10 protein-coding genes are annotated in these 12172 nt (G+C 53.1%); 4 read left to right on the forward strand and 6 right to left on the reverse strand.

Annotation, left to right across the window (positions count from 1 at the left end; all coding sequences use genetic code 11):
* Positions 1-341 precede the first annotated feature (341 nt).
* The 3 genes from AC2FFH_RS22900 to AC2FFH_RS22910 all read left to right on the forward strand — a co-directional run bounded on the left by AC2FFH_RS22900 (position 342) and on the right by AC2FFH_RS22910 (position 2610).
* Positions 342-962, forward strand: a complete 621-nt coding sequence (locus AC2FFH_RS22900) for a DUF1326 domain-containing protein (RefSeq protein WP_496770904.1) — start codon at positions 342-344, stop codon at positions 960-962.
* Between the two features lie 28 nt (positions 963-990).
* Entirely contained in the window at positions 991-1761 is a 771-nt protein-coding gene (locus AC2FFH_RS22905; RefSeq protein ID WP_496723843.1) for a DUF2182 domain-containing protein, read from the forward strand.
* A gap of 174 nt (positions 1762-1935) precedes the next feature.
* The gene (locus AC2FFH_RS22910; RefSeq protein ID WP_496777538.1) at positions 1936-2610 is read left to right on the forward strand and encodes a class I SAM-dependent methyltransferase; all 675 of its coding nucleotides are present in this window, start codon (positions 1936-1938) and stop codon (positions 2608-2610) included.
* Positions 2611-2857: 247 nt separating this feature from the next.
* Here AC2FFH_RS22910 and AC2FFH_RS22915 read toward each other — a convergent pair whose 3' ends face one another.
* The 6 genes from AC2FFH_RS22915 to AC2FFH_RS22940 form a co-directional block, all read right to left on the reverse strand.
* Complete coding sequence (locus AC2FFH_RS22915) at positions 2858-3655, reverse strand: GNAT family N-acetyltransferase (protein ID WP_496723839.1); 798 nt, start codon at positions 3653-3655, stop codon at positions 2858-2860.
* Between the two features lie 371 nt (positions 3656-4026).
* Positions 4027-5442 carry an FAD-binding oxidoreductase gene (locus tag AC2FFH_RS22920; RefSeq protein WP_496782538.1) on the reverse strand — a complete coding sequence of 472 codons (1416 nt, stop codon included), beginning with the start codon at positions 5440-5442 and terminating at the stop codon, positions 4027-4029.
* A 117-nt stretch (positions 5443-5559) separates the two neighbouring features.
* Positions 5560-5817, reverse strand: a complete 258-nt coding sequence (locus AC2FFH_RS22925) for a DUF4242 domain-containing protein (protein WP_058283661.1) — start codon at positions 5815-5817, stop codon at positions 5560-5562.
* A gap of 26 nt (positions 5818-5843) precedes the next feature.
* Positions 5844-9425 carry an adenylate/guanylate cyclase domain-containing protein gene (locus AC2FFH_RS22930; protein ID WP_496845396.1) on the reverse strand — a complete coding sequence of 1194 codons (3582 nt, stop codon included), beginning with the start codon at positions 9423-9425 and terminating at the stop codon, positions 5844-5846.
* Between the two features lie 510 nt (positions 9426-9935).
* Positions 9936-11156, reverse strand: a complete 1221-nt coding sequence (locus tag AC2FFH_RS22935; protein ID WP_496845397.1) for a serine hydrolase domain-containing protein — start codon at positions 11154-11156, stop codon at positions 9936-9938.
* A gap of 18 nt (positions 11157-11174) precedes the next feature.
* Positions 11175-11759 carry a TetR/AcrR family transcriptional regulator gene (locus AC2FFH_RS22940; protein ID WP_496845398.1) on the reverse strand — a complete coding sequence of 195 codons (585 nt, stop codon included), beginning with the start codon at positions 11757-11759 and terminating at the stop codon, positions 11175-11177.
* 230 nt (positions 11760-11989) lie between these two features.
* Between AC2FFH_RS22940 and AC2FFH_RS22945 the strand changes: the two genes are divergently transcribed.
* A partial coding sequence (locus AC2FFH_RS22945; protein WP_496770917.1) for a hypothetical protein occupies positions 11990-12172 on the forward strand: 183 nt, incomplete at its 3' end.

The raw sequence follows: 12172 nt of genomic DNA on the forward strand, positions 1-12172 counted from the left end.
TGGAACTCCACGCGGTGGTCGCTCATGGAGAGGACCCCAGCTCGTGGGACGCCGACACTCGAGAATATCTGGAAACATTGATTAAGCCGGCTTGATAAGATCAGTGGGGCTTCGACGCCCAACGAGATATCGGCCTTGAACTTCGATTTGGATCGCTTGGTGACGAATGGCGACTTTGTTAAGAAGGACCGACATGGGCTGCCAACCAGCTAATCATGCAAGCTGTAGGGATAGGCAGCTCTGAGCCCTGATGAGACATGGTTAACCTTCTGGTTGATTGGTGAAAAGCAGCCTTTCTGCTAAAATGCAGCCGTGGAAAATGTGGGATGGGAGGAGAAATCATGTCTTGGAATGTTTCAGGGGAACTCGTCGAAACCTGCAGTTGCAACATGCTTTGCCCATGCTGGTTTGGACAGGCCGACCTTATGCTCATGGACCAGGGGTATTGCGCAACATCCCTGTTGATACGCGTTCGCGAGGGCTCTCATGAAGGCGTGGAGCTTTCCGGTCAGAACGCGATTGCCTCGTTTCATTTTCCCGGGCCGACTCTATTCGACGCGAACGGCACCGGACGAGTTTATATTGACGAAAACGCCAGCGATGCACAGGCAGCGGCATTGGAGACCATCTTGCAGGGTGCGTCCGGCGGCGGCATGGAAGTACCAGCAAGCCTGTTGTCGACCTGGCTTCCGACCAAACGCGCCGGGATCAGCGTGACAGAGGCTGAAAGCGAACTAACGGCAAGCGTGGCCGGTGTGGGCGAGATGAAATCCCGCCGTCTGGTCAATGACCTCGGCAACAAGATGAAACTGCAGAACGCCGCGTTCAGCCTCGCCTTCGGTCATGAGGGGCATGAAGGTGATCTGGCTCCTAGTGACGGCACCACCTGGAACGACGCGGATATGCCCGTGACCTGGACAGGCCGGTCGGGTGTGGTCGGACAAGTCGTCTGGGCCGGCTGAGGCCGGGCTGGACCGTCAGGCCATCATAATGAATGCTGTAGGAGTCGCACGACGGGATCGGGTGCTGGTGTTGGCAGCCTTAGTAGCGCTCTCTGCGCTGGCGTGGGCCTATACAATTTACCTCGGGCGAGGTTCGACCTCGATGACGTTGGTCGGTGACGTGGCCATGCCGATGATGATGCAGTGGTCAGCCGCGGACTTTGTCTTCATGCTTATGATGTGGGCGGTGATGATGTTTGCGATGATGCTGCCTTCAGTCACACCCGCCGTAATGATCTACGAACGGGTGCGCGCGAAGCGGGAAGACGCAGGGCGCCCCTTCGTGCCAACGGGCAGCTTTGTGGCAGGGTATCTGTTGGTTTGGCTGGGGTTCTCGCTGGCGGCCACTGTATTGAATTGGTGGCTGCACGCGGGCGACGCGCTTTCCTCCATGATGGGGAGGGTTGCCCCGACCGTGGGCGGCGTGATGCTTATATTCGCCGGGTTGTTCCAATGGACGCCACTCAAGAACGCTTGCCTGGAGCATTGCCGCTCGCCCATGAGTTTTCTGACGGCTCATTGGCAAGAGGGAACCCTGGGTGCCGCGAAGATGGGGCTTCACCACGGGGTCTACTGTCTTGGCTGCTGCTGGATGCTGATGGTGCTGTTGTTTGTGTTGGGCGTCATGAACCTGCCGTGGGTTGCCGTTCTTACAATCGTAGTGGTGGCGGAAAAGACGTTGCCATTCGGGCGGATTCTGAGTCGAGGATTGGGCGTGGTTTTGATTGTCTGGGGCGGGTGGCTCGTCACGCTCGCCTGAGTAAACGTTGGTGCATTCACAGGCTGGATAAATGCCACCGTAGAGCGATCTTCAACACGTCACCGGGCAAGCAATTTCTGCGGGAGTTTAAGTTCCGCTCCGAACCCAAAGCGGAAATAGGGGAACTGGTGTGCTAATCTGTTGCGAGACCATTCAGATTTTCTGGAGTTGACCATGACTCACATCGAACACCTAAAAACAATATGCGAACTTGAAGGGCTTCAGGTCGTCGATGTTGGTGCGGGTGACGGCGTCTATTCGCGAGACTTGTACGCTGCAGGAGCCAAAGTCATCGCAATAGAAATCGATCCGGGCAAAGTTGCTAAGGCCAAAGAAAATTTACCAAAAAACATCGACGTCAGGCTTGGGGCTGCTGAAGACCTACCTCTCGAATCGGGTTCACAGGACCTAGCGTGTTTGTTCTTTTCTCTTCATCACATTCCAGTGGAGGTTCAGCACAACGCTTTCACTGAAATTCACCGCGTTCTTGGAAACAGTGGGCGGTTGCACATCGTGGAGCCCTATCCTTATGGAACAATGTTTGAGGTCATTCGATTGGTAGAAGATGAAACCCTCGTTCGATCTCATTCACACGAAACACTTAGCCACTTGGACGGAGTAGACGGATTTTGGCTGGAAAACAAAAGAGATTACGTCCTTACTCGTGAGTACCCGACTTTCGACGCGTTCCTAAAAAAGATTGTTTGGCCGGATCCAGATCGTTCTAGAGCTTATGCAAAGGTTTCTTCCGACATGGAAGATACATTCAATCGGTCAGTCGAGATCCTTGATGGACAGATCGTGTTACACCAGCCGTGCGCGGCATACCACTTTATCGTTTCAAATTAGCGGCTGTCGTACCGTGAGATCCAGCTCCGTATAGCAATTTCGCCCACAAAGCGATCCTTGGAGATTTTTCCATGAAATCATGGACGCGGCCTTGGATTCGGCAAAGCAATTGGCCAGTAACCTCCGGCAAGCAGCTGCAACTAGCCCAATGCAGACTAGAGTTCGTCCTATCTTAGTTTTTCAAGAAGTTTCAGTCAGGTTCGCGCGAGTGTCGTTGATATACCGCGACAACAAACTTCCGAATGGCTCACTTGGTCAACCGATCTTCCGAGTATACATTCGGGTCGATAATCGCGACTATGTCGCTGCCGCTATCCTCCAAGCCAAGTCTTTCGCACAACCGTGCTGATGCAACGTTGCCCGGAGCAATGCCTGTCTTGAACCCAGTTGCGCCAAGCTTTTCATGAGAGTGTATCATAGCTTTGGCTCCCAAGACTTTTGCTACACCTTCGCCCATGCGTTCAGGCTTGGTCGAAAGTTGCCCCCATTGAGCGCGACGATGCAGCCTACTGCTGGGCGGATGGCACAGAACTGAGCCCGCGGTTGCAACGGGAGCACCTGAGCTGTCAAAGACGACCATCGCAAATCCGGGGCGAGACAATCCGCGCATAACCGGCCCTATTGGCGGTAGAACACCGTGGCTCATTGCGACTTCTGCGAAAGCTTCAAGCCATTCTGGCGGAGAGTCTCGATCAATCACACGCACGGTCAAATCCTCGGGCAACGCCCGTGTGGCAATTATTTTCCGAGCAATGTCAACACAGTTCAGCCCGCCAAGATAACAAGCTATTGTGTCGGTTTTTAATCCCTGACTTTCAATGACTTCTCGCGTCTTTGCCACCTCCTGACGCGGTATGCTTTCTATCGCCGTGATGCCGAGTATTCGAGCCATTGCAACGGCATCATCCAAAGCCCCGCTGTACTCGTTGGCAATTTGAATACCGCGCCCATGGCTACAAAATCGAGGGTCATCACCCAATAGCTGGATAAGATGCTCACCCATGGTCGACATGCGTCGCTGTGCATCACTTCCAAATACTTCCATAGGTTATCCTTTGGGCCGCCGCAAAATGGTTCGACGATGATCGTTTGATATGAGTTGCGTCGTCAAGCGCACGTCAGACGCGAGACCGCGACGAAAAGAGAGTTATTGGTCTAGGGCGAATGTCAACTATGTCCGCAGTGCGGTTACTCACGACAATTCGACGAACGACCGCACCGAGCCCAAAGCGGACACATATTGAATTTCTTGGCCGTATCTACAGAAACCACAACCCATAGGTTGCATGATTACCAGCGCGATCGTCGCTTGGATGCTCCACTTGGCTTGAAAACTAGCCAACTAGAAATGCGGCGCGACGCCAAGGCAAAATTCTCAACATCAATCTGGATCAGTTTATGCAGTTCTGAATTCCATCAAGCAGGCAAGATATTGTGGTTAACCCTGAACAAGTTGGTGGGGTCATAACTACGCTTTATCTTAGACAGTTTCTCGCCATTCTCGCCATACGCTCCGGTCATGTGGTCTGCTTCGTCTTCCGGCATGAAATTGACATAGGCACTACCGCTCGCATGCGGTTGCATCTGGTCGTATAGCTTGCGCGCCCATTCGATACATTGAGCATCCTTGCTGGGGTCCTCCCAACGCGTGTGAACATTCATGATGAAGTGAGCAGATCTTTGGGGATAAGCGGTTGAACCGGCCTCGACGCGCGCCATTGCTCCGCCCACATGGGCAATAAAAACTTCACACGCGGGGTCAGGAAGGCTGGAAATCGCTTCCAAGAGTCCTGAGATTGCATCCGAAGAAAGCGCATCGAAATCATGGCTCTTCCAGTAATTTCTGGCGCCTGGCGTCAACAAAGGATCAAAAGCGGCCTGCCAGTCTACGAATTTGTGAGGAGATATCACATCGGCGATTGGGTCACCTAGCGCGCGTAATGCTGCCATGGCTTTTTCACCTTCCTCCATCGGCCCGCTATAGCAGGCTGCAAAGACCAGCACCTCTCGCCCATGCCACTCAGCTGGCAGAAACGGTAGAGGAGGCGCTTTCCGCATCACGCTCCAGACGGTCAGCTCATCCGGGGAATTGTCTGCAATCGTAGCAAATTCAGCGAGGAGCTCTGGCGCATTTTCTATCGGATGAACTATGAGGCCGGACAGGACATCGGGTCCTAGCTCATGCAGTTGGAATTCAAATGAGGTTACGACACCGAAGTTTCCACCCCCACCGCGGATAGCCCAGAAAAGTTCAGGGTGACTTGTAGGGGATGCAGTTACAATAGCTCCGTCCGCAGTCACGACTTCCGCTGAGAGCAGGTTGTCGATCGTCATGCCAAATTTCCGAGTGGTCCATCCAAAGCCGCCGCCAAGAGTGAGGCCCGCGATGCCCGTGGTTGAGTTGATGCCAACGGGAACGGCAAGCCCATGAGCCTGAGTTTCGCGATCCACATCTCCAAGCAGTGCTCCCGGCGCAACCCGAGCGGTCTTGTTGACAGGGTCGACGTGAACAGATCGCATCTGGGACAGATCGAGCATCACAGTTTCATCTGCGACAGCGTGCCCAGCAATCTGATGCCCACCTGACCGAACTGACATAACGAGGTCGGTCTCTCGCACGAAATTCACTGCCTTCTGCACATCGCTTGCCCCCAGAGCGCGGATCACGAAACCTGGGTAACGTTCGAACATGCTGTTCCACGTTGTTCTTGCGTCTTCGTATTCCGGGGTGCCTTTCTGGTAGACCCCGCCGCGAAGTGATGCATCAAGAGCGTCCAAGGTGTCTTGATGCACAATAGCTGTACTTCCGTCGAGTGTTTTCAGGTCAAACATGCGTAAGCCTCCCAATAGTCAGGTCAGGCTTCTTGCAGGGCTGCCTCAGCTAATTGCTATTTCCGTCGCGTTGTCTCGCGAAGTCGTTTCATTGAGTTGGGAAAAAATGGCTGCCGGTCAGGCGAATATTGCCGGATCAATCCGATCCACGGGTGTTATGACATCGGCAGGAATATTCAGGCGCTCAGCCGCCTTCCTGAGGCTCTCCTCATCAGGGGCTTCGTACAAGCAGTATGTTTTGCGCTTATCTGCACTTAGAAATGAAAATATCCATTCAACGCCGACTTCGTCATTGATTTCTTTGATGTGAATTTTGTCATCATCGCTGACGTTTAGTTGCTCGGCAAAGTTTCGTTCAATTATGTACCTAGGCATAAAGTCCCCCAAATAATTCAAGTGCCTTAACTCGCTACTCCTTCGAGCTTTGACTTTAGGGAAACCATACCCAAATCTTGCGAAATTGCCAACGCTTCGCCTTCCAGTTGAAACGCCTGTTCCACATCCTTCGGGCGTCCCCTTCGCCTCAATGCTGATGCATAAGCTGTCTTGCTGTGAGCGATCCAGGGTGGGCATTTCATGCGAGTGTCAATTTCTATAGCCTTCTGGAACATCATCTCAGCAGCATCCCAGTCTTTCAAAACCGTGCCCAAACTGCCGAGGCGTCGCGCCGCCGCACCTGCGCACACCGTCGTTGCCCCTGCAGTAATCGTCAGTTCTTCGTACGGAGCCAGTAAATCATAGAGCGTCTTGGCATGTTCCTGATGTTCAATGGCGACACATATGTCAGTCAGATAAGATAAGGTCGTTGAATACATAGCGTCGAGTGGAAGATCGAAGCCATTGTCGGCCATTTCATTCAGTATACGTTCAGCGGGTTCCTTGTATCCGAGCTCGGCCGCGATAAGGCCAAATCCTGGTCTCCACGAAATGTCTTCGGGACTGTCCGTCATCAATTTCTTGATCACAGGCGCGACCTCGTGCAGCCGGTTTTGCTCGCGGCGGATAGTGAACATTTGAACCCCGTAGACGCCCTCAACATGCTCCCCATGGGTCTTTCGACCGATCTTCACGGCCTCGGTGGCGTGTTTTTCCGCTTGGCCAAAATCGCCGTCCATAATTGCAACCATGGCCTGTGCGTGTTTCTGAACCCAGTAGAGTTGCAAATGATTGTCCTTTTCCGAAATCTCGGTGAGCAAGCCCAGAGAATGGTCCATCAACTCACGGTCTGCCATCTCGGCACCTACAAACAAGCTGAGAGTCCGGTCTCGACCCTGATCGATACTGCCAAGATGCTCGGCCACACCATGCATAGCCTCCAGATTTTCGCGCCAATGGCGGGTTTCTCTTCCCTTGCGCGCAACAAAGGGTGCTCCAAAATGCATCATCATTACTGAGAACTGGGATTTATAGTCGCCCAATTTTGCGGCCAGTTCCATGGATTGCTGGCCGAAGCGGGCACCTTCGGAAAACTGACCTACAAACATATGGGCGCGCGCAAGTTGGCTCATCAATCTGCACCGACGGACTTCATCATCATCGGGCAAACCTTTCAGCGCATTATCACAGAGTTCGATCGCCTCGCTGTGCCTTTCGCTGGACATCATGCAAGAGTCAGCGAAGTGATTGGCCGCGTCAGCCGCTAGCTCCACGTTGCTCACCGCCCGGGCCGCGTTGGAAGCGTCCTTCAGAACTGCTATCCCTTCTGGCAATTGGCCCAGACTGTCATGGCTGCGGCCGACTAGAATCTTGCCTTTGATCAATTCTGTATTGGTGTCTGAGCCAAGTTTTTCGGCAGCTCTTAAAGTTTCCTTGGCGTTCGTCATCGCTTCTTGGCTCGCGGATCGCACCAACGCCATTTCTGTCGCAACCTGCCATTTTTCAAACGCGGCACTCCAGTCCTCAGCCTCAGATAGGTGGCGCGCGATAAGTTCAGGGCGGCGCTCAATCTCAGATGACCTTATCCGCATCAAAGCACGCGCCACGTCTGCGTGCTGTTGTCTCCGAGTTGAACTCAACATGGATTGATAGGCGGTATCGCGAATAAGTGCATGGCGGAAAACGAAGTGCCCGCGATTGTGCCCGCTTTCAAAGATCAGGCCTGTTCGCGAAAGCTCTTCGAGGCTTTTGTTGATATCAGATTCTTCAAAGCCTTTCGCGGCACATAGTATGCCCGGCTCAAACTCCCGGCCAATAACCGAACCAGTAAGGGCGACCTGTTTTGCCTCTGGCGAAACTGCGTCGAGCCGCGCCATCAACGCGCCTTTCAATGACGATGGTATGTGGCTTTGCCCCTGCTCGCCGGATTCGACAATGGCTCGGGTCACTTCTTCCACGAACAAAGGAACCCCATCGGTTTTTTCAACTATTGTAGAGATCAGAGCTTCGTCCGGTCTCTTGCCTGTAATATTTTCGACAAGGTTTGAGACATGCGCAGAATCGAAACGGCGCAAAACCAGAGACTGAACGTGTGTGTCCCCATCATCACGGGCCAATTCCCACCCGGGTCTGTGGGTTATCAAGATCATCAGAGGAAGATCGGTGCATATCGACTTAAACCGCTCCAACAATGCTTGTGTGGAAGGATCGATCCAATGAGCATCTTCTACGCACAGCATAACCGGACGTACGCTTGACCGCACCTGCACCGTGTGGATCAATGTTTGGATTGTTATGTCGCGCTGCTCCTGCGGCGACATCTCGAGCACCTTTTGGGCGAGGGCACTACGAGGTGCGACCAACGCTGCAAAGACAGGCAGAACTTGTTCCCAGTCCAACCCTGGTCGTCCTTCGAGCATTTTTCTGACATGCTCAAGGATCAGATTGTCATCAAAGTCCGGTTCAACACCCGCATCCTGGGATATTCGTTGGGCTACCGGATGAAAGGGGCTGCTGCTGAGATAGGGGGAACAGTTCAGCCTTATGACATCGACTTCGTCGTTTTCGGTGATTACAGCAAGGAATTCCTCTGTAAGCCGCGACTTTCCTATTCCGGCTTCACCGGAGAGCAGAACAACGTCTCCGTGGCCATTCTGAGCACGTTGCCATGATTGCAGTAAAATTCCCTTTTCGTAGTCCCGGCCAACCATGACGCTGTCGACATCGTCTCGATGTGAGGCCTGAAACCGGCTTTCCGCGCTGCGCTCTGACATCACTTTCTGAAGACTACGTGGTTCAGCAAACCCCTTAAGCTCTGCCTGCCCAAGAGATTTAAACTCAAATATCCGATGTAAAGCTGTCTCGGTTTCCTCAACTGACAAAACGACTGAGTTTGGCTCTGCATGTTCTTGAATCCGTGCCGCAAGATTGACGACCGGACCAGTCATGGCCGCCTCCTCATATGTATTTTCGCCAATGGTATCGCCGACCACAACATCACCACTCGCAACTCCCAGTCTGACTGACAAAGGCTCTCCGTCAGGTGTTTTGAGTTCTTTGACTCGGTGAACAGACTCAAGACTAGCTTTTACCGCCCGAATTGCGTGATCTTCGAAAGCCCGCGGCCATCCGAAAAACACGAGCAGACCATCGCCCAAATACTTTGCAACGTAGCCACCATATCGGCTCACGGCTCCTGCAACGGCATCTTGATAGTTCTGTAGCAAGTCCCGCATGTCTTCGGGATCAAAGCGATTGGTGAGTTCAGTCGAACCGACAAGATCGGCAAACAAAACAGTTACGTGACGCCTCTCTGCAGTAGGCGGTTCGACATGCTTCTGTTTGCGCGGATCATCACTTTGTGAATTGACTGAGGTGGGCGCTTGTTCATGAGCTGCTTGTGACGGCGAGATTGCGTGCTGTTGGCCGACTAGCTCGTGAATTGCAGCGAGGATGATTTTGCGGTGACCAAGGCTTACTCCGAGCTCTTTTAAGTCGTCGCCAGATAGTAGTGGCAGAACACGCGCATCAATATCGTTTTCCGCAAAAACATCTGCGTACTGACTCAGGTCGAGATCAATTAACCATTTGTCTATTTCAGCCGACATCTTTGGATCATGCTGAGATACGCGGCACTAATCAAGAAAAACGCTTTCAAAATGAACTGACTATTTAATGAATGGCGTCTGCTTTCATTTATCTTCGGGTCACTCTACAATTCCGGCTCTTGCCACCGCGTTCTAGATTTACACGACTGGCTGATTGGCTGCACGCGTTTGATGTTTTGCCTTTGAAGGCGACTTTGTCCGCATTGTGCGAAATTGGCTGGCCTGAGATTTTGCGCTTGCAGCGAACGGCAGGTTCGACGGGCCGCGCCGCGGCATGACAAACTGTGGGTCAACGGCGGGAATGGGCCGGGCGTGACGGGGACGGACGCCATGATTTGGCAGATACGGCGCCGAATCCGATGACTGCTACGAGCCCAAAGTACCGGAGGCGGCATAGTCGACGAATATCTGCTCTTCGGAACCGCTAATCCTGTTGTTCATTGTCATCGATTCGGCAACGCTACTGGAGTGCTGGAAATCGATCCGGCACTCCAAATGTCAAACAAGCGATCAATCGGGACTTAGGTTCATCGATATCGCCTGAAACGCCGACAGCATCTGCAGCTCGGTTTCGACGTTTTCGTTGTACTCGGGGTATGCCGAGTTCATCGCGATGACCACGCCCCTCTCTGGGTTGATGTACAGGAATTGCCCGTAGATACCGATGGCGGAAAACTCGTTTCCATCTCGGTTTGTCGGAATCCACCACTGGTTTTTGTACCCCAGGATGAAGTCCGTTTTGTCGTGCTCACCTGGCTTAGACTGTTCGGTGTCTGTTGTGACGGATTGGCGCAACCATGCTTCCGAAACGACACGTTCACCCGTCATGGCAACACCGCCATTGAGCACCATCTGTCCGACCCGTGCCAAGTCGCGCAGTCGAAGATTTGCCCCACCATAGGCCATTGGCTCTCCAGCACTATCGACCAGCATCTCTCCGTCGGCTTCCGCGCCAATCTTGCTCCATAGCTGGTCTTGGAAAAAATCGGCATACTCTTGGCCGGTTGCACGTCGCAAAACCCAGGCGAGAACCTGCGTTTCAATACTGGCATACTGATTGAAGGTGCCGGGTTCGCGTTCGCGCACCATTGTCGTTGCAAATTCGTCGAGTGATCCACGCAAAGTCGCGACGACGGTTTGCACGATGTCCGAGTTCAGGTCGTCATAGTCTTCAATGTACCGGATGCCCGACGTCATATCGAGCACTTGCTGCACGGTGACGCCATCGTACCCGGTGTCTTTCAACTCGGGGATGAAGTCCGTCACCTGAGCGTCTAAGTCCGGCAGATGCCCCTGATCGTATGCAATGCCGACCAGGATAGACGTCAAGGACTTGGTGACCGACATTTCGATGTGAAGGCTCTCAGCACTATTGCCGCGCGCGTACTCCTCGTGAACCATTTTCCCGTCATGCAGGATCACCAAGCCTGTCCAGTGAATTTCCTCGAAGACATCCTTTGATTCCAACGTCTTCCCTTCGTACTCATACGTTGCAGGAATGACCTCTCCTCGATCCGTGCGCTCGAACTCGGCAACAGGCCCAGAACGTTTGATCGTAACTGAGGGATAATTCTTGTGGAGCGACCGGAAGTTCTCGTCGATGGTGTCCGGCTCGAAAACGGCCGAATAGGCTACAAGCGCGCGGATATCTTGAATCTTGTTCCAGAACACAGCTCCGCCGATAAGGGCCAATGCCAAGACGGCAACGGCCCCTCGTTTGATCCACTTCATGATGGTCTCCTTGGATTGTTAGTTAACAGACCCTGACTGCAGCATGTCTCGCGCGAGACGGCGAAAAGCCTCGGGGTCGTTTGGTTTGAAGTTGATGTCTGAGAAGAAGCTGGCTCCGAACGCCATGGCGACGACGCCATAGGCGCGGTCAAAGCAGTCATCCTCATTGAGGCCCGGCCTCTCGGCACACATATGAGCCACGATTTCCTGGCAAACTCGGTGATAGAGGTCGCGCAGACGGGTCTGAATGCGCTCATCACCGGCGGAATAAGGCCACAATTGTTCCACCATTGCATTCAATTCGGGATCGGCCATCAACCCGTCAAAGAGGAGGTCGAGGATATCATCGACCTTAACTGCCCCTTCTTTGATCTCTTGGAGGCCAGCGAGTTTAGCCTCACCACGCTCTAACATACGATCGAATAACAGAAGGATCAGCTCACTCTTGTTTCCAGCAAAATACCGGAGCAAGGGACGCGGCAGGCCAGCCTCAGCCGCAACTTTTGCGAGGGTCAGCTTCGCAATCCCATCGCGAATGACAATGCGCTCCAAGGCGTCGAGGATCTGGCTCTTCCTTTCCCTGTCCTTTTTGGGTCTGGCCATTGGGTCACCTGTTCAGGGATTCTTGTCGTATTGACAATAAACGATATGCATATAACTTGTCACCTTGACAAGAATAGCAGTTCGTTACCGAACGTCATTTACTCATGGTGAAGTCGCTCCAAGCCTGATCGGAGAGTATCGGCACTATGGCCAACACCAACCGGACATTGGAGCAGCCGCAGCGAAATGGCGCTTTGTCCGAAACTCGGACATAAAACCTATTTTGCTGAATGCCCGGTCTCGGTGAAAGCAGACATCACACAATATCGACTCGGTTTTTCGACTTAAATGTCTGCTTCCTGCCGGAAACGGTCATTCCCGAAAACCATCGGAAGTTCCGCCTTGCGGACCAAGCCGCCCTCAGATGGTATCGCTTGCATGTCTGCGTTACATTGGAGCGGTCGTCGCCTAGA

Source organism: Ruegeria sp. YTSC003 (assembly GCF_059609785.1).